The sequence below is a fragment of the Enterobacter cloacae complex sp. IR53041 genome (genome assembly GCF_049238285.1).
GTDB lineage: Bacteria > Pseudomonadota > Gammaproteobacteria > Enterobacterales > Enterobacteriaceae > Enterobacter > Enterobacter roggenkampii.
Genome location: NZ_JBMKHB010000043.1, coordinates 1 through 25,951 on the forward strand (window position 1 = coordinate 1; position 25,951 = coordinate 25,951).

A 25,951-nucleotide genomic window follows, 5' to 3' on the forward strand; every position below is an offset into this window, starting at 1 on the left:
CACGACTTCAAGGCGCTTTTCGAAGGGGTATTTTGGCTTTGACATATCAGGGACTATTCCATTTCATCGTCCAACAAAATGGGTGCAGTACAGGTAAATGAAAATTTCCCGGGGCTTTCTACTTTCTGTCCCTCAACAATGCTCAAGACAGAAAGTCTTAAGCACCCGCCGAATATCTTATCCCTCTGAATTAAAATGCAAAGATGTAATTCTTTTTCGCGAAAATTACATTATTTCTGCGAGCCGTTTTCCAGAATGTTAATTGATATTATTGATGGGTTACTCGGAAATAAAAAGGGAGTGAATATTTCACTCCCTTTATTCATCGATGAATTAACGGCTTCAACCGATTGCGCTTTCGCGCAGTCGGGCTTTTAGCTTGTTATATTCGTCGATCACATACTGTTCCGCGGCGTGCTGATCCGCAATCGGCTCAACGTTTACGGCGCAGTATTTATACTCCGGCGTTTTGGTTATCGGGCTTAAGTTCTCGGTCACCAGCTCGTTACAGGCACCAATCCACCACTGGTAGGTCATATAGACCGCCCCTTTGTTTGGACGATCGCTGACCTGCGCACGGGTGATGATCCGCCCTTTGCGCGAGTTCACCCACACCAGCGCTTCATCCTCAATACCGAGCCGTTCCGCATCGGCGGTGTTGATCTGCGCGTAGCCCGGTTCGTCCGCCAGCGCCGCCAGCGCGGCGCAGTTTCCGGTCATCGAACGACAGGAGTAATGGCCCACTTCGCGTACGGTGGAGAGCACCATCGGATACTCATCGGTGAGTTTATCGATCGGCGCGACCCAGTCGCAGGTGAAGAACTGCGCCAGCCCGTTCGGGGTGTCGAATTTCTCCTTAAAGAGATAGGACGTCCCCTGATCGGCCTCTGACTCATCCCGACACGGCCACTGGATGTAGCCCAGCTCACCCATTTTTTCATAGGTGGCGCCGTAGAAGTCCGGACACAGGCTGCGCAACTCATCCCAGATCTCCTGGGTGTTGTTGTAGTGCATCGGGTAGCCCATGCGGGTGGCGATTTCACTGATGATCTGCCAGTCCGTTTTCAGATCCCACTTCGGCTCGACCGCCTTGAAGAAGCGCTGGAAGCCGCGGTCGGCCGCCGTGTAGACGCCTTCATGCTCGCCCCAGGAGGTCGACGGTAAAATGACATCCGCCGCCGCCGCGGTTTTGGTCATGAAGATATCCTGGACAATCACCAGCTCCAGATCCTCAAACCCTTTACGCACTGCAGAAAGCTCGGCGTCGGTCTGAAGCGGATCTTCACCCATGATATAGGCCGCACGCACTTCGCCATGCGCCGCGCGGTGCGGCAGCTCGCTGATGCGATATCCGGTGTGTTCCGGCAGGCTTTCCACGCCCCACGCCTTCGCGAACTTGGCGCGGTTTTCCGGGAACTTCACGTACTGGTAGCCCGGATAAGTATCCGGCAGCGCGCCCATATCGCAGGCGCCCTGCACGTTATTCTGACCACGCACCGGGTTCACGCCAACGTGCGCTTTACCCAGATTACCGGTCAGCATCGCAAGGCTGGTGAGCGAGCGCACGGTTTCCACGCCCTGGTAGAACTGGGTCACGCCCATGCCCCAGAGAATGGCGGCGGTTTTTGCCCCGGCATACATTCTGGCCGCCTGACGAATCTCCTGCGCGCTGACGCCGGTTATCGCTTCGACGGATTCAGGCGTATAGCCCTCGACTATTTTCTTATACTCTTCAAAGCCTTCTGTACGGGTCGCGACAAACGCCTGGTCGTACAGGTTCTCCTCAATAATGACGTGCCCCATTGCGTTCAACAGCGCGATGTTTGAACCGTTTTTCAATGCAATGTGCATATCCGCAATGCGCGCGGTTTCAATTTTGCGCGGATCGCAGACGATGATTTTCGCCCCATTCTGTTTAGCGCGAATAACGTGGTTCGCGACGATAGGGTGAGAATCCGCCGGGTTATAACCAAAGATGAAGACGAGATCGGTATTATCTATCTCGTTGATGGCATTACTCATTGCGCCGTTACCGACCGACTGGTGCAGACCTGCAACCGATGGGCCGTGTCAGACGCGAGCGCAGCAGTCGACGTTATTGGTACCAATAACGGCGCGCGCGAATTTTTGCATCACATAGTTGGTTTCATTTCCCGTCCCGCGGGAAGAGCCGGTGGTCTGAATCGCATCCGGGCCATACTTGGCCTTAATGGCACTCAGGCGCGTGGCGACATAATCCAGCGCCTCGTTCCAGGAGACGGCTTCCAGCTTGCCGCCGCGCTCGCGGCGGATCATAGGGGTTTTCAGGCGCGGGGTAAGGATTTGGGTATCGTTAATAAAATCCCAGCCGTAGTACCCTTTCAGGCACAGCGTGCCCTGGTTGGTTTTCCCCTGCGCGGCCTCCGCCCGGACGATTTTGCCGTTATCGACCACCAGGTGGATCTTGCAACCTGAGGCACAATAAGGGCAAACCGTGACGACTTTTTTCATCAGTCTGCTCCAGTTAATCGAATCGTTCGCACCCACTATGCAGCTTCTATGCCATGTTTTTTGTATGGGTATCCCCTGACTTTACGGCCCATCCGGGGTGATAACCCTGACAAAAAGCAGCCAATCGTCAAAATTGACGTGTCGACAGGGCGGCGGATGTGACATGGGTTGAATTTCCGTCACTGAAAAAACCTTTTGACTGGAGCCGACGGCAGAATAGTTCAGACTTAACATAATCCCCTGACGGAAGCATACGATGAAACCGGCGATTCTGGTGGTTGATGACGATACGGCAGTCTGCGAACTGCTTCAGGACGTGCTGAGCGAGCACGTCTTTAGCGTGCTTGTCTGCCATAACGGCCAGGATGCGCTGCGCCAGGTGCAGCAGGAGCCGAATATCGCGCTTGTGCTGCTGGATATGATGCTGCCGGATATCAACGGCCTGCAGGTTCTGCTGCAGCTGCAAAAGCAGCGTCCGGCGCTACCGGTTGTGATGTTAACCGGCCTGGGCAGTGAGTCAGACGTGGTGGTGGGGCTGGAGATGGGGGCCGACGATTATATTGGCAAACCGTTCAACCCGCGCGTGGTGGTCGCCCGGGTGAAAGCGGTGTTGCGCCGAACGGGCGCGCTGGCGGCAGAAGCCCCAGCAGCGCCCGTCGCGGGCATAGCGTTTAACGGATGGACGCTTGATACCACCCGCTGTGAGCTGATTGATCCGCAGCGTAATACCGTGCCCTTAACCCAGGGCGAGTACGGCCTGCTGCTGGCGCTCACGCAAAATGCCCGCCGGGTGCTGAGCCGCGATCGGCTGCTTGAGCTGACCCACAGCGAAAGCGCCGACGTGTTCGACCGCACGATTGACGTGCTGATCATGCGCCTGCGCCGGAAAATAGAGGCTAACCCGCATCAGCCTGCGCTCATCAAAACCATCCGCGGGTTGGGTTACGTGTTTGCCACTGACGTGAGCCGGCCCGAACAGGCGGCATAAGGCTTACGTTATCGCCGGAACAATGATGGCGGCAAAAATCGCGATGATGCACAAATACTTGAGGGCGTAATAGGCCTTACGGTTCCTTTTTTTCAGACGCTGCCCCCGTTCGCGGCCCGCATGAACGTATTTAAAAATGCGGTTAATGCCGCCGGTGCTGTCATTCTCGTCATTCGGTGAGCTGGCCGCAGACATCAGCGTGGTTCCCACCCAATGGTTAACCGCCTGCGCCCAGCGCCATTTCATCGGACGCTCGATATCGCAGAAGAGAATAATGCGCGTTTGATCCGATTTATTTTCTGCCCAGTGGACGTAGGTCTCATCAAAAATAACGGCTTCACCATCCCGCCAGCTGTGGCGCTGCCCGTCGACTTCAATAAAGCAGCGATCGTCATTCGGGGTGAATAAGCCCAGATGGTAACGAACCGAGCCCGCATACGGATCCCGGTGCTTGCCAAGCTTTGCACCCGCCGGCAGCTCGGCAAACATGGCCGCCTTCACCGAAGGGATTTCACTCACTAGCCGGGTCGTCACCGGGCATAAAGACTGCGCGGAGGGATGGGCATCGGCATACCACTTCAGATAAAAACGTTTCCAGCCGCGTTTAAAAAAGGTGTTAAAGCCGGCGTCGTTATTATTTTCCGCTGCCTTAATATGATGCTGCAAACGCAGCGCCTCTTCGCGAATAACCAGCCAGTTTTCCGTCAGCTTATTTAATTCCGGGAAGCGCTCTGTTTCAAAGAAAGGCTGCCTGGCGGGCAGGGAAGAAAACGCCGTCATAAACATATTGATGGGCGCCATAAACGTCGAATGGTCGAAGAGCTGACGGGAAAGCGTCTGTTTTTCTTTGCCGCGGGAATGCGCATAAATAACGCTGATAATGAAAATACCGATGATGATGACTGCGAACATTTTTCCCTTGTCCTCTTTCTATCTCATTTCGGAAAAGCGTGCGGACAGAGTGCTGCCCACGCCGAATATGCCAGATGGAGAGAGTGTAGTTCGGGAATATAAAATTCATAGAACTGTAATGAAAAATCGCAATTATTGTTAAATTAAATGCTCTCGCGAATAAACGCCTGCAGCTCGGCCAGCGTTTTTGCGCCGTCAATCGCATTGGCGGCCAGCAGGCTTGCCCGCGCGCAGGCGTGCGCCAGATAAATACTCTCTGTTAGCGGGAGCGATTCATGGCAGCCGTATAAAAAGCCCGCGCAAAAGGCATAGCCCGCGCCGACGCTGCCGATAATCTCTTCCTGCTCCAGCATCCATGACGGGATCCAGCGACCCGCTTCACCGCGAGCTTCTCCCCATGCGCCTTCCGGACAGTGGATCACCACCCGCTGGCGTACGCCGGCCGCCAGCAGCTGCGCCGCGGCGTCCGCGATATGGGCAATGTGCGGGGCGTCGTTTTCGTCACGCATTGTCAGGCCGCTAAACTCACCGGCCTCCAGCTCGTTAATCACCAGATAGTCGAGATGGCGAAGGGCAGGGAGCACCAGCGGCTGATAGCGCGGGTCGCCCTTGCGGGAAACCAGATCGAGCGAGGTTTCATACCCCTGGTCGCGCATCTGCGCCAGCAGCCGCGCGCTGCGGGTGCCGAACTCGTCATCGGGCATATCCAGGCTGTCGAGCAGAAGGAGATAGCCGAGATGGAAGATCTTCATCGATCCGTCTAAGCGATCGAAGGCGGGAAGATCCAGCAGGCGGTTGGCCCCCGGCGAGTGGAAAAAGGTGCGCTGTCCGCTGGGGTCGGTCATCACCTGCGACATGGAGGTTGGCGCAAAGGTGGTGCGCTGTACGCGCTGGCGGTTGACGTGGTACTGGTCGAGCATCGCCAGAATGTAGTCCCCGTCGCCGTCTTCGCCAATCAGCCCCACCGCCTGCAGCGGCAGGCCAACGTGCATTTTTGCCAGCGTTAGCAGGACGTTGAGCGGCGCGCCGCCGGTTGCGCGTTCGCTGTGGGTGATTTCCGCCAGCCAGCCGCGCTCCGGCCACTGCACGATCTGGTGGACGTGGTCCACCAGCATATTGCCTGCGGCGATGATGCCTTTGCGTTCCATCATGCCTGCCCCGCGCTGCCGAAGATGCGCATCTGTTCGGCGACCGTATCGGTAATCGCTTCTTCAATGCCGAGCAGCAGTTCGGCAAACTCGTCGTACAGCGGCTGGCGGTTCGCCATGCGCTGCTCCACGGCGGCGAGCGCGGCCTGCGACATGCCGGTATAGAAATTGATTTTATGAATGCCCAGCTCGATGGCGCGGCGGAAGTCGGCATCGCTAATCCCGGAGCCGCCGTGTAAAACCAGCGGCAGCCCCGTCTGCTGACGAATGGCGTCCAGACGCGGGAAATCGAGCTTCGGCTCGCCTTTATACTTGCCGTGTGCGTTGCCGATGGCGACGGCCAGCGCGTCGATGCCGGTTGAATCAACAAATTCGCGCGCCAGCTGCGGATCGGTGAAGAAGGCTTCATCCGCATGTCCGTAAAGCGCGCCCCCTTCATCCCCCCCGACCGCGCCCAGCTCTGCCTCCACGGAGACGCCCACCGCATGGCACATCTTCACCACTTCTCGCGTCTGGCGAACATTTTCCTCATAGCTCAGCGTAGAGCCATCGAACATCACGGAGCTGAACCCTAAGCGCAGGGCGCGCACGACGGCGTCATAATGCAGGCCGTGGTCGAGGTTGAGCACCACGGGAATAGCGTGGCGAGCGGCCTCGAACTTCACCGCTTCGACAAGAGAATCCAGCGACACGTACTTAAAATGCACTTCCGCGATGTTGATGATAAACGGCGAGCGTTCCTGCTTTGCGGCGGCGAACAGCGCGCGCAGGAAGTGGGAGTCGAGCACGTTAAACGCGCCCAGCGCATAGCGGTGTTGTCTGGCGTGCGCAAGACCGTCGGCAAGAGAAATCAATGGCATCATTCACCCCTTATATCCGGAACAGGTTGTACTCGTTGCACAGCACCAGCAGCGCCGGTTCGTCTTCTTCGATGTTGTTATAGCGGGCAACCGGCTGCAAAAAGTGGTTGTCGTGTTCATCGTCATTAACCGAGGAAACTTCGCCCACCAGCACGTCGCCGAAGCCGCGTTCGCCCCAGAAACTGTGGTAAAGAGTGGGCGTCAGGCAGATGCTTTCCCCTGGCGTGAGGCGCAGCTGGCTGCCGGGGGCGTGGGTCTGGCGGCAGCCGTCGACGGTGACGGTCACGTCGGTGTTTTCCGTCTCTTCATGCGCTCCGGCATTCCATAACTCAATGATCAGATTCCCGCCGCCCCGGTTGATGATGTCTTCGCGCTTGCGCCAGTGAAAATGCATCGGCGTCACCTGGCCGTCGCGCACGTGCATGATTTTTTCGGCATAGCTTTTTTCATAAGGCACGCCGTTGGGCGAGCCGTTGCGCAGGGTAAACAGCGTCAGGCCCTCAGCGGCAAAGTTGTTGCCGCCGAACGCCGTCACGTCCCAGCCGAGCTTGAGGTCGAACACTTCCTGCCATGCGGCCTGGTCAAGCTGCTGCCATTTCGTTGGCGGAAAGCTGGCAAAAGGCGGGAGATGAACGTCGTGCATGGAGAAAAACTGCCGCGTGTGGCCGAGGATTTCATTGATGTCGGAGCGTTTCATGGGGACTCCTTGAAAACAGTACCCTCTCCCTGCGGGAGAGGGAAAAGGATCATTTAACCGTCCACCCCTTATACGTGCCGACGTTCTTTTTATCGATCATCGTCACCGGGATCAGCACGGGCGCTTTCGGCGCAGGTTTGCCCTGAAGAATGTCATAGCCAATCTCCACCGCTTTTGCCGCCATGACCTGCGGATCCTGCGCCGGGGTAGCAACAAACAGCGAGTTTTCACGCTTCAGCGCTTCCTCACCGTCCGGCGATCCATCCACGCCAACGATAAAGAACTCATTGCGCTGAGCCTGTTTCGCGGCCAGATCGGCGCCGATCGCGGTCGGATCGTTAATCGCAAACACGCCGTCGATCTTCGGATTGGCCGCCAGCAGGGAGGTCATGACTTCCAGACCGCCTTCACGACTGCCCTTGGCGTTCTGGTTATCCGAGAGCACCTTGATATCAGGATGTTTTTTGAACTCCGTCTGGCAACCTTCTACGCGGTTTTGTACCGCAGAGACCGGCGGTCCGTTGATGATCACCACGTTGCCTTTCCCTTTCAGGCGGTCGGTAATGTACTTACAGGCCATCTCACCCGCCTGGGTGTTATCGGAGGTGATGGTGGCATCAGCCCCTTCCGCCGCCACGTCAACCGCCACGACCACGATCCCGGCGTCCTTAGCACGCTTCACCGCCGGGCCGATCCCTTTGGAGTCCGCGGCGTTGAGGATGATCATGTCCACTTTCGCGGCAATGAAGTTGTCGATCTGCGCCACCTGCTGGCCCAGATCGTACCCGCTGGAGACCAGCGTCACCTTGACGTTATCGCCCGCCAGCTTGCGCGCTTCCAGCTCGGCACCTTTGGTGATCTGCACGAAGAACGGGTTAGCCAGGTCGCCCACCGTCACGCCAATGGACTTCAGATCTTTCGCCTGCGCAAACGGCGTTGCGGCAAGCAGCGCGCCAGCACAGAGCGCGGTCACTAAGGGTTTCAAACGCATCTTGTCTTCCTCACTCGTAGGGTATTGTTGTTATGCACTTTGATGGTGTCGGGTACGGTATTTGTCGATCAGCACCGCAATGATGATCACCGCCCCTTTGATCACCAGCTGCCAGAAGTAGGAGACGCCCATCAGCGTCATGCCGTTGTTGAGGGTGGCGATGATCAAGGCACCGACCAGCGTGCCGGTGATCGTGCCGATCCCGCCGACGAAGCTGGTGCCGCCGAGGATCACCGCCGCAATTGCATCCAGCTCGTAACCCGTGCCGAGGTTGCCGTTGGCGCTGTAGAGGCGCGAGGCGCTCATCACCCCGCCGAGGCCGGAGAGCAGGCCGCTCATGCCGTAGACAAACAGCAGCACCAGCCAGACCTTGATGCCGGTTAAGCGCGCCGCCTGCATGTTGCCGCCGACCGCGTAGATATGAACGCCGAGCGTGGTGCGGCGCAGGATGAACCAGCAGATAGCAATGACCGCCAGGGCAATGACTACGAGCCACGGAATCGGGCCGAGGTAGTTATTGCCGATCCACTCGAAGTTGATGTTGGAGTTAATGACCGTGGTGCCGTCGGCCAGCAGATAAGCCGCGCCGCGCAGCGCCGTATAGGTGCCGAGCGTCACGATGAAGGGCGGCAGTCCGGCGAAGGCCACCAGCGCGCCGTTGAACAGGCCCAGCACCATGCCGAGCATCAGCGCGGCCGGAATGGACAGCCCGGCGAATTCGGGAATGAGCGACACCACCATCGCCGCCACCGCCGTGGTGCCGAGAATCGACCCCACCGAGAGGTCAATCCCGCCGGTGAGGATAATAAAGGTCATTCCCGCCGCCAGCACGATGTTGATCGACGCCTGACGGGTGATGTTGAGCAGGTTGCTCTCAGTGAAGAAGTTGGGCGCAATAAAGCCAAAAACCGCCACAATCAGGATCAGAATCGGCAAAATACCGACCGTTTGCATCAGATCGCTCATCAGCATTTTTTTGGCGGAGGCGGATTTCGCCACCTGCTGCGGTTGGGTTGGAGTTGTCATGATTGCACCGCCTGATGATGAGTGTCGTTCACGCCGGTTGCCAGCGTCATAATGTTTTCCTGAGAGATGTCACGCCCGTGAAGCTCGCCCGCGATGCTGCCTTCCCGCATCACGTAAACCCGGTCGCTCATGCCCACCACTTCCGGCAGCTCGCTGGAGATCATCAGGATCGCCACGCCTTTGCGCGCCATCTGGTTCATGATGCGGTAGATCTCGCTTTTTGCGCCGACGTCCACGCCGCGCGTGGGTTCGTCCAGAATCAGAATGCGCGGGCCGATGGCGACCCAGCGGGAGATGAGCAGTTTTTGCTGGTTGCCGCCGGAAAGACCGCCTGCGCGCACCTGCGAATGGGGCACGCGGATATTGAGCAGGGCAATGGCGTCATCGGAAATGGACTGGGCTTTTTTGCGGTTCAGCCAGCCGAAGGTGGCGTCGCGCTCCAGCGTCGCCATAGTGATGTTCTCCTGCGCCGCCAGCTCCAGAAACAGCCCCTGCTCCTTGCGGTTCTCGGTGAGAAAACCGATGCCGTTTTCGATGGCCGCGCGCGGGGAGTGGATCACTACCGGCTCGCCGTCGACCTCAATCATGCCGCCCGTGGCTTTACGCACGCCGAAGATAAGCTGTGCCAGCTCGGAACGTCCGGCCCCGACCAGTCCCGCCAGCCCGACGATTTCGCCGGAACGCACCTGCAGGCTGCACGGCTGTACTTTTTTACCGTCGGTGAGGTGGTGGACGTTGAGACGCGGGCTGCCGAGGGGAATATCACGCTCCTTGTTGAACAGGTCGCTTAGCGGGCGGCCCACCATCATCTTCACCAGTTCCGACGCGTTCAGCTTGTCGCGCGTCAGGCTCCCGACGTACTGCCCGTCGCGCAGAACGCTGACGCGGTCAGAGAGTTCATAGACCTCCGCCATGCGGTGGCTGATATAGATGATCGCCATCCCTTCATCGCGCAGGCGCAAAATCAGTTCAAACAGGCGATGGGTTTCGCGGGAGGAGAGGGCGGCGGTGGGTTCATCCATCACCAGAATGCGGCTGTTGCGGTGCAGCGCGCGGGCAATTTCCACCTGCTGCTGTTCGGCGATGGTGAGCTTCATCACCAGATCGGTGGCGCTAAACTGCGCGCCGAGGCGGTCAATCACCGCCTGCGCCTGGGCGGCCATCTCCTTGCGCTGGACCAGCCCGCCGCGCGACAGCTCGCTGCCGAGGAAGATATTTTCGGCTACGGTCAGATTGGGCGCGAGCTGCATCTCCTGGTAAATCAGCGTGATGCCTGCGGCCAGCGCATCCTTCGGCCCTTTAATGTGAAACGGCTGGCCGTCGATCAGGATCTCGCCGCCGGTGGCGGTATAGGCGCCCGCAAGGATTTTCATCAGCGTGCTTTTGCCTGCGCCGTTTTCACCCATCAGCGCGTGGATCTCACCGGCAAAGACCGTCAAATCCACACCCTTGAGCGCGTGGAAACTGCCAAACGTTTTGGCAATGCTGCGCATCTCTAATACCGGGGTTCTGCTCATGGCGGATCTCCTGTGAATGCCGATTTCTGCACTTCATCACAGGTGCGTAAATGCAAAATGTCAGAAGCTGTTCATATTTGTCATAGTTATGAATAGCTAATCGCCATCACATTTTCCTTTTCCCTCTCCCTGTGGGAGAGGGCCAGGGTGAGGGCACCAAACCGCACAGGAGCCCAACCCCATGCCATCACGCCCCCCGTTCTTCGCCAGCGCCCGAGGCCGCCTGCTGATTTTCAATCTGCTGGTGGTCGCCGTGACGCTGATGGTGAGCGGCGTGGCGGTGCTCGGCTTCCGCCACGCCAGCCAAATCCAGGAGCAGGTCCAGCAGCAAACGCTGGACGACATGACCGGCAGCATGAACCTGGCCCGCGACACCGCCAGCGTGGCAACGGCGGCGGTGCGGCTCTCGCAGGTGGTAGGGGCGCTCGAGTACAAAGGTGAAGCCGATCGCCTGAAGCAGACGCAAATGGCCCTGCGCCACTCGCTGGAGCAGCTTGCGGAGGCGCCGCTGGCGCAGCAGGAGCCGGCGCTGGTGGCGCGTATTATTCAACGAAGCAATGAGCTCCAGCAGAGCGTGACGGAGATGCTGGAGCGCGGACAGCGACGCCATCTGGAGCGTAACGCGCTGCTGAGCTCGCTGTACCAAAGCCAGAGCTACCTGCGCCATCTGCAGGACATCAACCGCCGTTATGACAGTAACGTACCGGATGCGCAGCAGCTGATGGAGATGGACCGGCTAATCGCCGCCGCCATCGATACCCCTTCGCCGCGCGCAACCGTTCAGCAACTGGACGCGGTGGCCGCAACGCTGCCCCGGAGTGCCGCACAGCCGGTTGTGAAGGCGGTTCTGCCTGATTTTAATGCCGAGCTAGGTCAGCTCGCCCCGCTGTCGAATCAGCTGGAGGAGAGCGATCTGGCGATAAGCTGGTACATGTTCCACATCAAGGCGCTGGTGGCGATCCTCAACAGCGATATCAATCAATACGTTGAGCAGGTGGCGCAGGCCTCCCGGCTTCGCACCGCCCAGAGCCATCACGAACTGCAATCCATCAGCGTGTTTATCACCATTTTCGCCGTGCTGGCGCTGATCATCACCGGGTGTGCCTGCTGGTATATCTACCGCCATCTGGCCTCCAATCTGACGGCCATTTCCCGGGCGATGTCACGCCTTGCTCACGGCGAACAGGATGTTTCCGTTCCCGCGCTGCAGCGGCGTGATGAGCTGGGTGAACTGGCGCGCGCGTTTAACGTTTTTGCCCGCAACACCGCCTCGCTTGAGCACACCACGCGTCTGCTGAAAGAAAAAACCACGCAGATGGAGATCGACCGCATTGAGCGTCAGGGGCTGGAAGAGGCGCTCCTGCACAGCCAGAAAATGAAGGCCGTCGGACAGCTGACGGGCGGGCTGGCGCATGATTTTAATAACCTGCTGGCGGTGATCATCGGCAGCCTTGAGCTGACCGACCCCGAATCAAACGACGCGCCGCGCATTACCCGGGCGCTGAAGGCGGCCGAGCGTGGCGCCTTGCTGACCCAGCGCCTGCTGGCGTTTTCCCGCAAGCAATCCCTGACCCCGCATGCGGTAGAGATGCAGCCGCTGCTGGAGAACCTCCGGGAACTGCTGCGTCACTCCCTCCCTGCCACCCTGACCCTGGAGATCGAAGCGCAATCCCCGGCATGGCCCGCCTGGATAGACGTTAGCCAGCTGGAAAACGCCATCATAAACCTGGTGATGAACGCGCGCGATGCAATGGAAGGGCAAAGCGGGGTGATAAAAATCCGCACCTGGAATCAGCGCGTCACCCGCAGCGACGGGCGCAGGCAGGATATGGTGGCGCTGGAGGTCATTGACCGCGGCTGCGGGATGTCTCAGGAGGTGAAATCCCGCGTCTTTGAGCCGTTCTTCACCACCAAACAGACCGGGAGCGGGAGCGGGTTAGGCCTGTCGATGGTGTACGGCTTTGTGCGCCAGTCCGGCGGCCGCGTGGAGATCGAGAGCGCGCCGGGGCAGGGGACGACCGTCCGGCTTCACCTTCCGCGATCGACGCTACCCGTAGTTCCTGAAGATGAAACGCTCTCTGCCACCGCCTCGGTCGATAACGAGCGGCTGGTACTGGTGCTGGAAGATGAAGCTGATGTCCGTCAGACCCTGTGCGAGCAGCTGCACCAGCTTGGCTACCTGACGCTCGAAGCGGAAAACGGCGAGCAGGCGCTGAGCATGCTGGCGGCGTCGCCGGATATTGGCATGTTTATCAGCGACCTGATGTTGCCCGGAAGCCTGAGCGGGGCCGAGGTGATTAGCCATGTGCGCAGTCATTATCCGCAGCTTCCGGTGCTGCTTATCAGCGGCCAGGATTTACGGCCCACGCATAATCCTCAGCTGCCGGACGTTCAGCTACTGCGCAAGCCGTTTACGCGGGTGCAGCTGGCGCAGGCGCTGCGGAGAGTGATGGTAATTTGAGATTCCTCCGCTACCCCGGCTTCCCGCCGTTCATTATCGTAAAGCCAGTTCACCTGCGAGTCTGGCATTATGAAACGTTACTCTACCGCTCTGTTATTTGGTCTGCTGTCACTCACCAGCCAGCTGGCGCATGCCGATGTGATTGATGACGCCATTGGCAACATTCAGCAGGCGATCAACGATGCCTATAACCCCAGCAGCAGCCGCAGCAACGATGATGACGATCGTTATGACGATAACCGTCGCATGGATAGCCGTCAGTATGACGATCGCCGTCGGCAGCTTGAAGACAGACGCCGCCGTTTAGACGAGCGTCAGCGCCAGCTGGATGACGACAGACGCCGTCTGGAAGAGGATGAGCGCAGGTTAGAAGACGATTACGATCGAGGCTAAAGCCTGGTGGCGCTTCGCTGACGCAGGCCTGCAAAACCCTGGCGCGTAGGCCGGGTAAGGCGCAGCCGCCACCCGGCAAAACTCAGTCGAGAACCAGCACCATCCCGTCATACCCCGCTTCAATGCCGGACGGCAGCGGGTTATCCATCATCCACACGTCAAACTGATGGCTAATGTGCGTCAGGATCACCTGCGGGCAGCCAATCACTTCGTTTAACGCCATCACGGTAGTTAAGTCGCAATGGTTTCGCGGCGTCTCGTCGCGCGGTTCGTGGCTGCAGTCGATAATCATCGTCTGCGGCTGATTGTTAAGCAGGAACTTCACCGTTTTTTCCGGCAGCCCGGCGGTGTCGGACAGCCAGGCCACGCGGCTGTGGGCCGATTCCAGCAGATACCCGAAGGTCAGTTTCGAATGGTTGAGCGGCAGCGGCGTGACCCGCATTCCCTGAAGTTCAAACATCACAAACGGTTCGACCGTGTGGCTGAAATCCAGAATCCCCGGATGTTTAAACAGGTCGTCACAGCCCACCTCATCCGGCGGACCGTAGACGGGGATTGTCGCGCCCACGCCCCAGCGCAGGGGGAAGAGTCCCTGGACGTGATCCATATGGTAATGGGTCAGCAAAAACTGCTGAAAGCTGCCTGCGGCCCAGTCGTCCATCAGGTGCGGAATACCGGCATCCAGCAGGGTCACCGCATCGTTGAATTTGACCACCGCGCTACAGGGGCGACGGCGATAGGTCTCCTGCAGGCGCGCCCGGCGGCACGCCGCGCAGTCGCAGCCAAAGACCGGCACGAGTTGCGCGCTTCCGGTTCCTGTTAACGTGATTGTCAGACTCATAACGCACCTCTACAGCGGTTTGGTGAATCGGAAATGGCTCTGCGTATATCCTTCACGGACGTAAAAACGGTGGGCGTCGGTGCGCTTCACGCTGGTGGAGAGTTCGGTCAGCTCCGCGCCGGCCTCTCGTGCCACCCCTTCCGCCCAGGCCAGCAGCTGGCTGCCCACCTTTAACCCGCGCACCTGCGGCATCACCACCAGCTCCTGGATCTCGCCGATCCAGCGTGCGTGGTGGAGGTGAAACTGCATGTGCAGGCCGATCATGCCGATGACCTGCCCGTCCAGTTCGGCAAGCTGGTAGCGCATGTTGTGATCCTGCAGATTGGCAAGATAGCCCGCGTGAAACGCCTGGTGATCAAATTCGGCCTGCTTTAATTCGCAGATTAACGCATAGACGATTTGCGCATCGTCGGCGGTGGCGGGGCGAAGCGTGCAGTCAGGCATGCTGTTTTTCCTTCTGACGGATAAGCGATAAAAAGGTCTCGACTGACTGTAGCAAACTTCCGTCGTTATTAAGGATATGGCAGTCGGACGGGGTGTAGCGCGCCGCACGCGCAAGCCGCTGATCGATCTCACGGGAGGATTCACGACCCCGGCTCTGCAACCGGCTGCGCAGGACGTCCGGTGAAACCTGCAGGCAAACCGGCAGCAGGGCCGCCCCATAGCGGGCGCGCGCTTGCGAAAGATGCGCCCGCGAGCCGTTGACCAGCACGTCGAACCCCGCATGCAGCCACAGATCGGTCTCGATGCCGATCCCATAGTAATAGCCGTTGGCGTGCCAGCTCAGCGCCAGCAGGTTTTGCCCGGCACGAATGAAAAACTCCTGCTCGCTCAGGGCGATATGGTTTTCACTCCCCGCATTCGCCGACCGGGTAATGTACCGGTGCGCCACCAGCAGTTGCGGATGCTCCTGCTGCCGTAAGGCGGACAGCAGGCTGTCCTTACCGGAGCCGGACGGCCCCATTAACCAGATAAGTCTTCCCATCAGAACACCCTTTTTCCCTGACGCCAGACGTGGTCGATATGAACGTGTTCGCCCCTGCGGTGGGCCAGCACCAGATCCGCCCGCTTGCCTTCGGCTATCTCGCCGCGATCTTGCAAGTTAAGCGCCGAGGCCGGGTTTTTCGTCACCAGGCGAATCGCCTGCGGCAGCGTAAAGCGGTTGCCCTCGTCGTCGGCCACCCGGAACGCCGCGTCGAGCAGGCTGGCGGGGTAGTAGTCGGACGAGAGTATATCCAGCAGGCCAAGGGACGCGAGCTTGCTTGCCGCGACGTTGCCGGAGTGCGAGCCGCCGCGCACGATGTTCGGTGCGCCCATCAGCACGTTCATGCCGTGCTTGCGGGAGGCTTCAGCCGCCTCGAACGTGGTGGGAAATTCAGCGATCACGCTGCCAAGATGGTGGGATTCAAGGACATGATCGTGCGTGGCATCGTCATGGCTGGCCAGCGCGATATTGCGGTCCCGGCACATCGCCGCAATTCTGAGACGGTTAGGCTGCGACCACCGTGCCGCAAGCGCCAGCTGCTCTTCTTCGTAACGGGCCATCTCCGCGTCGCTGAGAGAATATTTGCCCTGATAGTATTCGCGATACTTTTCAATGTTGGCGAACTGACGCTGCCCCGGCGAGTGGTCCATCAGGGAGACCAGCGACACCGGCTCGCGGCCGACCAGCTTTTCAAACAGCGGCAGGGTAGTGTGGTGCGGCAGCTCGCAGCGCAGGTGCAGGCGGTGCTCGGCGCGGTTGAGGCCGCGTTTTTGCGTCTCCTCCACGGCGTTGATCATCTTCTCCAGGTTCTCCAGACGGTCGCCGCCGTCGCGCACGTCGCCAATCGCCACCGCGTCCAGTACGGTGGTGATGCCGCTGGCGACCATCAGCGCGTCGTGGCTGCTCATCGCTGAATGCGCGGGCCAGTCTACCTTCGGGCGGGGAGTGAAGAACTTGTCCAGATTATCGGTATGCAGTTCGATCAGCCCCGGCAGCAGCCAGCCGCCTTCACCGTCCATCGCCTCGGGCGAGCGGCTCTGGGTTTCAGCAAACGCGCGGATGGTTCCGTCCTGGATCTCAATCGAGCCGTCAACCACCTCATTGTCCAGTACCAGCTTGACGTTATTGATAATCATGCGGGAGTCCCCATTGGGTGCAGCCTGTCTGCGACGCGGGTGCGAACGTTCTCGTCGTGGAAGATCCCGACGATCGCCGCCCCGCGCGCTTTGGCCTGTTCGATCAGCTCCACCACTGCCGCGCTGTTTTTATCGTCGAGCGAGGCGGTGGGTTCATCCAGAAGTAAAATCGGGTAGTCGACGATAAAGCCGCGGGCGATATTGACGCGCTGCTGCTCGCCGCCGGAAAAGGTCGACGGGGCAAGGTGCCACAGGCGCTCCGGCACGTTGAGGCGCGTCAGCAGGCTGGCGGCTTTGGCGGCACAGGTTTCGCGCGGTACGCCAAGATCCAGCAATGGCTGCATCACCACGTCCAGGGCGGAGATCCGCGGGATCACCCGCAGAAACTGGCTCACCCAGCCGATCGTCGAGCGGCGCACCTCCAGCACCTTACGCGCCGGGGCCTGCACCAGGTCGATCCATTCATCGCCGTGGCGAATATGAATATGGCCTTCGTCGGGCAGATAGTTGGCATAAAGGGAGCGCAGCAGGGTCGATTTTCCGCTGCCGGAGTGGCCGTGCAGCACCACGCATTCGCCGCGATTAACCTCCAGCGAGGCATTTTGCAGCACCGGCAGGCGCACGCCGTTTTGCTGGTGGAGCACAAAGGTCTTACTTACGTTTTGTACGTGGATCATGTTGGCCTCGCGATTCGTTTTGCCGGGTGGCGGCTATGCCTTACCCGGCCTACAAGGTGCGGTGTTCGCGTTGCCGGGTGGCGGCTATGCCTTACCCGGCCTACAAGGTGCGGTGTTCGCGTTGCCGGGTGGCGGCTTCGCCTTACCCGGCCTACAGGTGCGCTATTCGTAGGCCGGGTAAGCGCAGCGCCACCCGGCAGCAGCACCCTCAGTTCTGCAACACGGACGACACCAGCAGTTGGGTGTAGGGATGGTGGGGATCGTCGAGCACGCGGTCGGTTAACCCACTTTCCACCACCCGACCCTGCTTCATCACCAGCAGGCGGTCCGCCAGCAGGCGCGCAACGCCCAGATCGTGGGTGACAATCACCACTGCCAGGTTCAGCTCTACCACCAGGCCGCGCAGCAGGTCGAGCAGGCGCGCCTGCACCGAGACGTCCAGCCCGCCGGTGGGTTCATCCATAAACACCAGCTTCGGGTGCGTGACCAGGTTGCGGGCGATCTGCAGGCGCTGCTGCATGCCGCCGGAGAAGGTGGTGGGCAGGTCTTCGATACGCGAGGCGGGGATTTCCACTTCTTCCAGCCAGTGTTGCGCCGTAGCGCGGATATTGCCGTAGTGGCGCGCGCCGGTGGCCATCAGGCGTTCGCCGATATTGCCTCCGGCAGAGACCTGACGGCGCAGGCCGTCCATCGGGTGCTGGTGCACCACGCCCCACTCGGTGCGCAGCAGGCGGCGGCGCTCGGCCTCGCTCATGCCGTAGAGCGAGGCGCCCTCATATAAAATGTCGCCGTTCTGCGGCGTCAGGCGCGCGGAGATGGATTTCAGCAGAGTGGTTTTGCCGGAACCGGACTCGCCGACAATGCCCAGCACTTCGCCCGGCCACAGCTCGAACGACACGTCGCTGAAGCCTTTGCCCGGCGCATACAGGTGGGTCAGGTTATTTACCGAAAGCAGCGGTTTCATTGGCCGTTCGCCTCGCTCTGTTGGCGGCAGAAATCGGTGTCGGAGCAGACAAACATCCGTTTGCCCGTGTCGTCCAGCACCACTTCGTCCAGGTAGCTGTGTTTGGATCCGCAGATGGCGCACGGCTCGTCCCACTCCTGCACCGTAAACGGGTGATCGTCAAAATCGAGACTCTCTACACGGGTGTACGGCGGTACGGCGTAGATGCGTTTTTCACGTCCGGCACCGAACAGCTGCAGGGCGGGCATCATGTCCATCTTCGGGTTATCGAATTTTGGGATCGGCGACGGGTCCATCACGTAGCGGCCGTTGACCTTCACCGGGTAGGCGTAGGTGGTGGCGATATGGCCGAAGCGGGCGATATCCTCATACAGCTTCACCTGCATCACGCCGTACTCTTCCAGGGCGTGCATGGTGCGGGTTTCGGTTTCGCGCGGCTCGATAAAGCGCAGCGGCTCCGGGATCGGCACCTGGAAAATCAGAATCTGATCTTCAGCCAGCGGGGTTTCCGGAATGCGGTGGCGGGTCTGGATCAGCGTCGCGTCTTCGGTTTTTTCGGTGGTCGCGACGCCCGTTACCCGCTGAAAGAAGGTGCGGATCGATACGGCGTTGGTGGTGTCGTCCGCGCCCTGGTCGATGACCTTCAGCACGTCCGCCTCGCCGATCACGCTGGCGGTAATCTGGATGCCGCCCGTCCCCCAGCCGTAGGGCATCGGCATTTCGCGGCCGCCGAACGGCACCTGATAGCCAGGAATCGCCACCGCTTTTAAGATGGCGCGCCGGATCATGCGTTTGGTTTGCTCGTCCAGATAGGCAAAGTTGTAGCCGCTTAAGTTAGCCATGTTTGCGCTCCCGTTGCAGGCGTTTCAGCAGTTCCAGTTCGGCCTGGAAATCGACGTAGTGCGGCAGCTTGAGGTGCGAGACGAAGCCCGCGGCCTCGACGTTATCCGCGTGGGCCAGCACAAACTCTTCGTCCTGCGCCGGGCCAGCAACGTGCTCGCCGTAGTCCGGTGCCTGCAGGGCGCGGTCGACCAGCGCCATGGCCATCGCCTTGCGTTCGCCGAGGCCAAACACCAGCCCGTAGCCGCGGGTAAAGTGCGGGTCTTCATTTTCGTGCGCGACAAAACCGTTCACCATTTCACACTCGGTCATCAGCAGTGCGCCGACGTTTACGGCAAAACCCAGCTCTTCCGGCACGATTTCGACGTCGATATAGCCGCTGCGAATTTCGGCGGCAAACGGGTGGTTGCGCCCGTAGCCACGCTGGGTGGAGTAGGCCAGCGCCAGCAGATAGCCCTCGTCGCCGCGCATCAGCTGCTGCAGGCGGGACGAACGCGAGCACGGGTAAACCGGCGGCGTGCGGGTGATGTCATCCGGCTGCGCGCCGGAGTCCTCTTCCGCCTTCGCCAGACCCTGTTTCGCCAGCAGGCTGAAGACGTGCGGAGACGGTTCCTGTTCGGCGTCAGAGGTACTGAGTCGTGGCGCCTCGCCGTTCGCCAGCAGGGTAAAATCCAGCAGGCGATGGGTGTAGTCATAGGTAGGGCCGAGCCGCTGGCCGCCGGGAATGTCTTTATAAACGGCAGAAATGCGGCGCTCCAGGCGCATCTCCGCCGTGTTGATGGGTTCGCTGACCGCCAGCTTCGCCAGCGTGGTGCGGTAGGCGCGCAGCAGGAAGATGGCTTCCACGTTATCGCCGCTGGCCTGCTTGAGGGCCAGCGCCGCCAGCTCGCGGTCGGCGATACCGCCCTCGGTCATCACCCGATCGACGGCGAGATTAAGCTGCTGTTCAATCTGGCCTACGCTCAGCTCAGGGAGCTGTTCATCACCCCGTCGTCTGTGCGCCTGGAGCGCATGGGCGGCGGCGATCGCTTTTTCGCCCCCTTTGACGGCAACGTACATCAGCACACCTCCACGTGGGTGGTCCGCGGGATGGCCAGCAGGCGCTCGCCGCAGGTCAGGATCAGGTCAATGCCCAGCGGGAACGGGTGCGGGCGCTCGGTCAGCTCGTGAATGATGCACTCCGGCAGCTGCGGCGCGACCATGCGCTCGTCGGCGATGCCTGCGCCCGTCAGGCGCAGCATGCGGCCGCCGCTCAGGCTGGCGACCTGCAAAATCAGCGTGGCGCTGGTTTCCGGGGCGACGGCGGTGCCTTCGCTCAGGGCATTCAGCTGTTCATGGCTGATTTGTTCGTCGGCCACGGCAAAGATTGCCTGCTGCGGCTGTTCAACAAGCGGGGCGCCGGTGTGAAAACGCAGGTTCTGGTTGGCGATATCGTTCGACAGCGCGCCCGAAAGCCATACCGGGGTATCGTTATCGGCCAGGGTAAGCAGCACGCTGGTTGTCGCCAGGTTCAGCGGCAGCCAGCCCTGAGAGAGCTGGTGCAGCGAGACAATCACGCCCGGCTCGCTCATGGCCTTCAGCAGGCGACGAAAACTGTGTTGGGCATCCTGGACGGCCAGGGTAAAAGCAGGTTGAAGCGTCATGCGTTGTCTCCGCGAACGAGCGTAAAGAAGTCGACCCGGCTGGTATTCACTTCGGCCTGACGCGCGGCAAGGCGTGCGGCGCGGTCGGCCTCCAGCGGGGAAATAAGGGTTTCCATCAGCGTCTGGAAATGCGGGGGTTCCTGCAAAAGGGCGTCGATGACCGCGCAGCGCTCGGCGTGCGCTTTATCACGCCCCAGCACGTAGCCGTAGCCCAGCGTGCCGCTGTGCAGGCGGATCGCTGCGCGGGTGAGGGTGGCGTCCCCGGCGAAGAAGCGCGCGCCGGTACCGCCCATGCGCGCCTGGATCTGAACGAGGCCGATCTCCGGCGCGCGGAGGAGGTCGTACCCGGGAGCCAGGCTGAGGGCGTTCATGCGGGCAGCCAGCGCAGCAGGCTGGCTATGGGCCAGCACGCGCATCCAGCGCTGACGAGTGGCGGTGTCGAAGTGCATTCAGTGCTCCATGGTAAATTCAATCATGTCGGCGCGGGTCAGGCTGACGGAGTATTCCGTCGCGTCGATCTCGCCGTCACGGTGGTTGAGGGTGCGCACGCAGAGCAGCGGGGCCATATTGGGGATCTCCAGCACCTTGCTCTCTTTCGCCTGCGCGCGGCGGGCGCTGATGCGCGTCTGGGTGCGTTTCAGCGCAATGCCTGTCGCATTCTGGAGAAAATCATGCAGCGATCCGCTGGAGAAATTCTGCAGCACCGGCCAGAGGGTGAGGTCCGCGAAGTAGTGATCGATCTGGCACACCGCGACGCCGTTGACCCGGCGCAGCGTGCGCAGGTGGATGACGTTGTCGCCCTCCTGAATACCCAGCGCGTCCGCCACGTGGCTGGAGGCCGGACGCAGCACCGAGAGCAGCTTTTCGCTGGTCGGGTGGCTGCCCTGATCCAGCAGGTTCTGGCTAAAGCGCGCCTGGGCGTTAAGCGGGTAGTCGAACGGGCGCATCAGCACCAGCACGCCCACGCCCTGACGGCGCTGGACCCAGCCGCGCTCGACCAGCTGGTCAATGGCGCGGCGCAGGGTGTGTCGGTTCACCTCATAGCGGTCAGCAAGCTGCTGCTCGGCAGGAAGGTAGTCTCCGCAGCGGTAGTGCGTGCGCAGCTCCACTTCGAGCTTTGCCGCGATCTCTTGCCAGCGGGTGGGGTAACTGGTCGGATGTCTGGATAAGTGCATAGAAAACAAAGCCTCGCTTCTCAGATGAAGTGCTTACGCAAACGTTGAGAGAGGAAATCCAGCAGGCTGACGGTGACGATGATGAGCACCATCAGGGCGCAGGTTTGCTGGAACTGGAAACCGCGAATCGCTTCCCACAGGGTGACGCCAATCCCGCCTGCGCCGACCATGCCGACGACGGTGGCGGAGCGGACGTTGGACTCAAAGCGGTACAGGGAGTAGGAGATCAGGAGCGGCATCACCTGCGGCAGGACGCCGTAAAGGATCTCTTCGATTTTATTGGCGCCGGTGGCGCGAATGCCTTCCACCGGACCGGGCTCGATGGCTTCGACCGCCTCGGAAAGCAGCTTGGAGAGCACGCCGGTGGTGTGAATGAACAGCGCCATGACGCCCGCGAACGGACCGAGGCCGACGGCGACCACGAACAGCATCGCAAAGACCATTTCGTTGATCGCCCGACAGGCGTCCATCAGGCGGCGCATGGGCTGGTATATCCACCACGGCACGATGTTTTCAGCGCTCATCAGGCCAAACGGAATGGAGAGAATAACGGCCAGCGCGGTGCCCCAGACGGCGATTTGCAGGGTGACCGCCATTTCACTGAGGTAGTCCTGCCACTGGCTGAAGTCCGGCGGGAAGAAGTCGGCGGCGAAGGTCGCCATATTGCCCGCGTCTTTGAAGAGCAGCAGCGGATCCATTTCCGCGCCCTTCTAGGAGATAACCAGCACCGCCAGCAGGATGGCCCAGCTTATGAGCGAGAACCAGCTGCGCTTCGGCGGCGGGAGGGTGATGGTTTGCATGTGTTACTCCTCAGGTCTTTGTGTGCCGGATGGCGCTACGCTTATCCGGCCTACGATCCAAAATGTAGGCCCGGTAAGCGCAGCGCCACCGGGCGAAAAGCGTTACTGCACCGCTTTATTCACGCTGGTCATCGCGCCGAGCGCGGCGGTCAGGCGGTCGAGGTCTTCAAGCTGGGCCTGAATCGCGGCCACTTTGCTGGTCTTCTCCTCGTCCTTCAGGCCTTTGTTGTCCTTCACGCCCTGCATCTCTTTAAACAGCGCCAGCTGGCGAATCGGGACCAGCTGCAGGTCGCTTGACGGGCGGAACGGTGCCCAGCCCAGACGTTCCAGAACTGCTTTCTCTTCCGGCGTTTTGCCGTAGGTCATAAAGAAGTCGTACACCTTGTCCTTGGTGCTTTCGGACAGGTTTTTACGCCACACAATCGGGTCGCCGGGGATCAGCGGGGATTTCCAGATAACCTTCAGCTCTTTCAGCTTGTCCGGGGCGGACGTCTTCAGCTTGTCGAGGTTCTCGGTGTTGTTGGTGGCAACGTCCACCTGCTTGTTGGCCACGGCCAGAGCGTTGGTTTCATGGCTGGCGTTTACCGTGCGCTTGAAGTCGCTGGCAGAGGCGTTGTTTTTGGCGAAGACGTAGTAGCCAGGGACAAGGTAACCCGAGGTGGAGTTCGGATCGCCGTTGCCGAAGGTCAGCTCTTTGCGTTTGGCGAGCATGTCGTTGAGGTTGTTGATCGGGCTGTCTTTGTTGACGATCAGCACGCTCCAGTAGCCGGGGGAGCCATCTGCCGCGACGGTCTGGGCAAAGACCTGGCCGTTCGCGCGGTCCACCGCTTCCATGGCGGAGAGGTTGCCGTACCAGGCGATGTCCACTTTATTAAAGCGCATCCCCTGGATGATGCCCGCGTAGTCCGGGGCGAAGAAGGCGTTCACTTTGATCCCCAGTTTGGTTTCCATATCTTTCAGGAACGGTTCCCACTGAGGTTTCAGGTTTTGCTGTGATTCCGTCGAAATAATGCCGAAGTTCAGCGCTTTTTCCTGCTCTTCCGCATACGCCGGGCTTAACAGGGTGCTGAGGCTGAACATGCTGGTAAAGGCCAGCGCGGCAACGGCTTTGTAGCTCATGTACTTTCCTCGGATCGGGTTTATTTAAGCAGCCTGCGCGTTCTCTTCGACGCGGTTAATGCTGCGGTAGAGATGGTCAAAACGTTCGTTATCAAACTGATGGCTCGCGCCATCAAAGAACACGTGCCCCTGACGCAGGGCGACGATGCGTTCGCAGTAGCGCAGGGCGTAATCCACCTGATGCAGCGTGACCACCACGGTAATGCCGTCGTTCTGGTTAATGTCGCGCAGGGTCTCCATCACGATGCGGGCGGACTCCGGGTCCAGCGAGGCGATGGGTTCGTCAGCAAGAATGATTTGCGCTTTTTGCATCAGCGCGCGCGCAATCGCCACGCGCTGCTGTTGTCCACCGGACAGGGTGGAGACGCGCTGGTGGGCGAAATGCGCCATGCCGACGCGGGTCAGCGCCTGTAAAGCTTCCTGCTTCTGGGAAGGGGTGAACCAGCGCAGACAGGTGCGCCAGAACGGGGTGCTGCCGAGCGCGCCAATCAGCACGTTCTCCAGCACCGTCAGGCGGTTTACCAGGTTAAACTGCTGGAAGATGTAGCCCGTCTGGGCGCGGCTCTTGCGGATATCGCTCGCCAGACGCCCGGCGCGCTGCACGGTATTGCCCAGCAGCTCGACGTGGCTTTCCGGCGTTTTATCGCCGGTGATAAGCCCGCTCAAATGGCGCAGAAGGGTGGATTTACCCGAGCCAGAAGGCCCGAGAAGCGCCACCATGTCGCCCTGCCGGACGGTCAGATCTACGGCATGCAGAGCCTTGTTGTGATTGAAGGTCTTGCTCAGTTTCTCGACGCGGATGACAGTTTGCATGTGCGGGGCCTCACGATAAATGTGGCCTCATGCTGGCGCATCAATGTGACATTTGGGTTAAGTGCAGGTTGCGGGAGTTTGAAGAGTTGAGCGGAGTTTGATGACAATCACCGTAGGCCCGGTCAGCGCAGCGCCACCGGGCGCTGTTGCCGGCTGCGCTGCGCGTGTTCTGCCTACGACGTTTGTTGCTTGACGACGTTAATCATCCACGGCACGCCGTATTTGTCGGTGACTTTACCGAAACCGTGCGCCCAGAAGGTCTCCTGCCACGCCATGTCGATGTTCCCGCCCGCGGCGAGGTTGTCGAACCAGCGCTTGCCTTCATTGACGTCCTGGGTGTCGAGAACCAGCGTAAAGCCCGCGTACTGCGCGTTGCTGCCGGGCGTCATCCCGTCGCTCATCATGATATCGCTGCCCGCAATGCGAACGTTGGAGTGGGCGATAGCCGAATCCGGAAACTGCATCCCGGACGGACAGCCTTCATCGCTGTTATCGCTTTTTGGCATTTCGCCGAAGGTGATTTTATAGAGAAGTTCTGCGCCGACGGCTTGCTGGTAAAAGGCGGTGGCCTCAGCGCAGTTGCCGGCGAAAGAGATGTAGGGACTTAACGGCATAATCTTTACCTCACGTAAGAAAAGCCCGTTAAGTTTAGTTCTTTTTTTGTAGGCCGGATAAGCGTAGCGCATCCGGCAAAAGCGCCCGGTGGCGCTTCGCTTACCGGGCGTACAGGTGAAAAATCAGTTCTTTTTCACGAACTCAGATTTCAGTTTCATTGGACCGAAGCCGTCAATTTTGCAGTCGATATTATGATCGCCTTCAACCAGACGGATATTCTTCACTTTGGTGCCGATCTTCAGCATGGAAGAACTGCCTTTCACCTTCAGGTCCTTAACGACGGTAACGCTGTCACCGTCCGCCAGCAGGTTGCCGTTCGCATCTTTTACGATGAGCGCATCAGCATCCTGAGCCGGCTCGGCATCATTCCATTCATGAGCGCATTCCGGGCAGATGAACATGCCATTATCTTCATAGGTGTATTCAGAATTGCATTTTGGGCAGTGTGGGAGAGACATATCGGTATCCTCAAAAGTGTAAACGCGCTGGAAAGTGCCAGCTAAATGACGGCAGGGTGCCGAAAAAGGCGGCAAGTATAGCGCAAATCCACACCGTTGTCGGTGATATTGTGAATTAAAAAAGCCAAAAAGCGTATCGGGAGTGACATGTTCTGTCAGTCAGTTACGCGAAGCTTAGGTCCATTAACACGGTGGGAAGAAATGACGATAAATATATCGAATATTTTATTGCAGCAAATTGCTACGCTCTGCCATTTCGGATAAGGTGAAGCGACACATTGTTTTTATCTCCGGACTTTGCTGCCATACATATCTTATGGCAGTGGTGCATTACCTCTCTTTTTAGGTGGGTAAATAATGGTGATATATCCTGAAGTTTCTTAAAAATGGGCTACGCTTTTT

Annotated in this window: 26 protein-coding genes and 1 pseudogene; 3 read left to right on the top strand and 24 right to left on the bottom strand. The window is 59.7% G+C overall.

What is annotated here, in order from left to right; translation table 11 throughout:
- Positions 1–342: 342 nt before the first annotated feature.
- Entirely contained in the window at positions 343–2,490 is a 2,148-nt protein-coding gene (gene fdhF / locus ACOTXF_RS21495; protein WP_084832290.1) for a formate dehydrogenase subunit alpha, read from the bottom strand.
- Positions 2,491–2,746: 256 nt separating this feature from the next.
- On the opposite strand from fdhF, the gene ACOTXF_RS21500 reads away from it, so the two are divergent.
- On the top strand, positions 2,747–3,478 hold the full coding sequence (locus ACOTXF_RS21500; protein WP_021242940.1) for a response regulator: 732 nt from the start codon (positions 2,747–2,749) through the stop codon (positions 3,476–3,478).
- 3 nt (positions 3,479–3,481) lie between these two features.
- Here the strand turns inward: ACOTXF_RS21500 and lpxO are convergent, their stop codons facing one another.
- The 7 genes from lpxO to ACOTXF_RS21535 form a co-directional block, all read right to left on the bottom strand.
- Positions 3,482–4,390, bottom strand: coding sequence for a lipid A hydroxylase LpxO (gene lpxO, locus ACOTXF_RS21505; RefSeq protein ID WP_023293507.1), 909 nt, complete (start codon positions 4,388–4,390; stop codon positions 3,482–3,484).
- 143 nt (positions 4,391–4,533) lie between these two features.
- Positions 4,534–5,538, bottom strand: a complete 1,005-nt coding sequence (locus ACOTXF_RS21510; protein ID WP_232927270.1) for a carbohydrate kinase family protein — start codon at positions 5,536–5,538, stop codon at positions 4,534–4,536.
- The gene (locus ACOTXF_RS21515) at positions 5,538–6,398 is read right to left on the bottom strand and encodes a ketose 1,6-bisphosphate aldolase (protein ID WP_025912336.1); all 861 of its coding nucleotides are present in this window, start codon (positions 6,396–6,398) and stop codon (positions 5,538–5,540) included. Before ACOTXF_RS21515 ends, ACOTXF_RS21510 begins: the two co-directional genes overlap by 1 nt.
- A 10-nt stretch (positions 6,399–6,408) precedes the next feature.
- On the bottom strand, positions 6,409–7,095 hold the full coding sequence (locus ACOTXF_RS21520; RefSeq protein ID WP_023293504.1) for a D-lyxose/D-mannose family sugar isomerase: 687 nt from the start codon (positions 7,093–7,095) through the stop codon (positions 6,409–6,411).
- 49 nt (positions 7,096–7,144) lie between these two features.
- Complete coding sequence (locus ACOTXF_RS21525) at positions 7,145–8,086, bottom strand: ABC transporter substrate-binding protein (RefSeq protein ID WP_021242935.1); 942 nt, start codon at positions 8,084–8,086, stop codon at positions 7,145–7,147.
- Between the two features lie 30 nt (positions 8,087–8,116).
- Positions 8,117–9,112: an ABC transporter permease subunit gene (locus ACOTXF_RS21530; RefSeq protein ID WP_047746742.1), complete on the bottom strand. Its 996-nt coding sequence runs from the start codon at positions 9,110–9,112 to the stop codon at positions 8,117–8,119.
- The gene (locus ACOTXF_RS21535; protein ID WP_021242933.1) at positions 9,109–10,629 is read right to left on the bottom strand and encodes a sugar ABC transporter ATP-binding protein; all 1,521 of its coding nucleotides are present in this window, start codon (positions 10,627–10,629) and stop codon (positions 9,109–9,111) included. The genes ACOTXF_RS21530 and ACOTXF_RS21535 overlap by 4 nt, the downstream gene beginning before the upstream one ends.
- Positions 10,630–10,810: 181 nt before the next feature.
- On the opposite strand from ACOTXF_RS21535, the gene ACOTXF_RS21540 reads away from it, so the two are divergent.
- Positions 10,811–13,090, top strand: a complete 2,280-nt coding sequence (locus ACOTXF_RS21540) for an ATP-binding protein (protein WP_047746740.1) — start codon at positions 10,811–10,813, stop codon at positions 13,088–13,090.
- A 69-nt stretch (positions 13,091–13,159) separates the two neighbouring features.
- Positions 13,160–13,483, top strand: coding sequence for a DDRRRQL repeat protein YjdP (yjdP, locus tag ACOTXF_RS21545; protein WP_008500050.1), 324 nt, complete (start codon positions 13,160–13,162; stop codon positions 13,481–13,483).
- Between the two features lie 82 nt (positions 13,484–13,565).
- On the opposite strand, the gene phnP is transcribed toward yjdP, so the two are convergent.
- The 16 genes and pseudogenes from phnP to ACOTXF_RS21625 form a co-directional block, all read right to left on the bottom strand.
- Positions 13,566–14,324 (bottom strand): phosphonate metabolism protein PhnP, encoded by a 759-nt coding sequence (gene phnP / locus ACOTXF_RS21550; RefSeq protein WP_048962860.1) that lies wholly within the window; start codon positions 14,322–14,324, stop codon positions 13,566–13,568.
- A gap of 9 nt (positions 14,325–14,333) precedes the next feature.
- A complete protein-coding gene (gene phnO, locus ACOTXF_RS21555; protein ID WP_048962859.1) occupies positions 14,334–14,768 on the bottom strand; it encodes an aminoalkylphosphonate N-acetyltransferase in 435 nt (144 codons plus the stop codon).
- Positions 14,761–15,312 (bottom strand): ribose 1,5-bisphosphokinase, encoded by a 552-nt coding sequence (gene phnN / locus ACOTXF_RS21560; protein ID WP_114138895.1) that lies wholly within the window; start codon positions 15,310–15,312, stop codon positions 14,761–14,763. The genes phnO and phnN overlap by 8 nt, the downstream gene beginning before the upstream one ends.
- A complete protein-coding gene (gene phnM / locus ACOTXF_RS21565; RefSeq protein ID WP_025912331.1) occupies positions 15,309–16,445 on the bottom strand; it encodes an alpha-D-ribose 1-methylphosphonate 5-triphosphate diphosphatase in 1,137 nt (378 codons plus the stop codon). The genes phnN and phnM overlap by 4 nt, the downstream gene beginning before the upstream one ends.
- Positions 16,442–17,122 (bottom strand): phosphonate C-P lyase system protein PhnL, encoded by a 681-nt coding sequence (gene phnL / locus ACOTXF_RS21570; RefSeq protein WP_047746729.1) that lies wholly within the window; start codon positions 17,120–17,122, stop codon positions 16,442–16,444. The genes phnM and phnL overlap by 4 nt, the downstream gene beginning before the upstream one ends.
- 208 nt (positions 17,123–17,330) lie before the next feature.
- Positions 17,331–18,086 carry a phosphonate C-P lyase system protein PhnK gene (gene phnK, locus ACOTXF_RS21575; RefSeq protein ID WP_047746726.1) on the bottom strand — a complete coding sequence of 252 codons (756 nt, stop codon included), beginning with the start codon at positions 18,084–18,086 and terminating at the stop codon, positions 17,331–17,333.
- Positions 18,083–18,928, bottom strand: coding sequence for an alpha-D-ribose 1-methylphosphonate 5-phosphate C-P-lyase PhnJ (locus ACOTXF_RS21580; RefSeq protein ID WP_021242919.1), 846 nt, complete (start codon positions 18,926–18,928; stop codon positions 18,083–18,085). The genes phnK and ACOTXF_RS21580 overlap by 4 nt, the downstream gene beginning before the upstream one ends.
- Positions 18,921–19,985 (bottom strand): carbon-phosphorus lyase complex subunit PhnI, encoded by a 1,065-nt coding sequence (locus tag ACOTXF_RS21585; protein WP_232927268.1) that lies wholly within the window; start codon positions 19,983–19,985, stop codon positions 18,921–18,923. Before ACOTXF_RS21585 ends, ACOTXF_RS21580 begins: the two co-directional genes overlap by 8 nt.
- Entirely contained in the window at positions 19,985–20,569 is a 585-nt protein-coding gene (gene phnH / locus ACOTXF_RS21590; RefSeq protein WP_008500060.1) for a phosphonate C-P lyase system protein PhnH, read from the bottom strand. Before phnH ends, ACOTXF_RS21585 begins: the two co-directional genes overlap by 1 nt.
- Positions 20,566–21,018, bottom strand: coding sequence for a phosphonate C-P lyase system protein PhnG (gene phnG, locus ACOTXF_RS21595; protein WP_047746722.1), 453 nt, complete (start codon positions 21,016–21,018; stop codon positions 20,566–20,568). The genes phnH and phnG overlap by 4 nt, the downstream gene beginning before the upstream one ends.
- Entirely contained in the window at positions 21,019–21,744 is a 726-nt protein-coding gene (gene phnF / locus ACOTXF_RS21600; RefSeq protein WP_023326523.1) for a phosphonate metabolism transcriptional regulator PhnF, read from the bottom strand.
- A gap of 20 nt (positions 21,745–21,764) precedes the next feature.
- Positions 21,765–22,544 (bottom strand): annotated as a pseudogene (phnE, locus tag ACOTXF_RS21605) (phosphonate ABC transporter, permease protein PhnE).
- Between the two features lie 102 nt (positions 22,545–22,646).
- Complete coding sequence (gene phnD, locus ACOTXF_RS21610; protein WP_008500064.1) at positions 22,647–23,663, bottom strand: phosphonate ABC transporter substrate-binding protein; 1,017 nt, start codon at positions 23,661–23,663, stop codon at positions 22,647–22,649.
- A 24-nt stretch (positions 23,664–23,687) separates the two neighbouring features.
- On the bottom strand, positions 23,688–24,476 hold the full coding sequence (phnC, locus tag ACOTXF_RS21615) for a phosphonate ABC transporter ATP-binding protein (RefSeq protein ID WP_023618659.1): 789 nt from the start codon (positions 24,474–24,476) through the stop codon (positions 23,688–23,690).
- Positions 24,477–24,649: 173 nt separating this feature from the next.
- Positions 24,650–25,090 (bottom strand): VOC family metalloprotein YjdN, encoded by a 441-nt coding sequence (gene yjdN / locus ACOTXF_RS21620; protein WP_047746750.1) that lies wholly within the window; start codon positions 25,088–25,090, stop codon positions 24,650–24,652.
- Positions 25,091–25,213: 123 nt separating this feature from the next.
- On the bottom strand, positions 25,214–25,549 hold the full coding sequence (locus tag ACOTXF_RS21625; RefSeq protein WP_008500067.1) for a zinc ribbon domain-containing protein YjdM: 336 nt from the start codon (positions 25,547–25,549) through the stop codon (positions 25,214–25,216).
- Between the last annotated feature and the right edge of the window lie 402 nt (positions 25,550–25,951).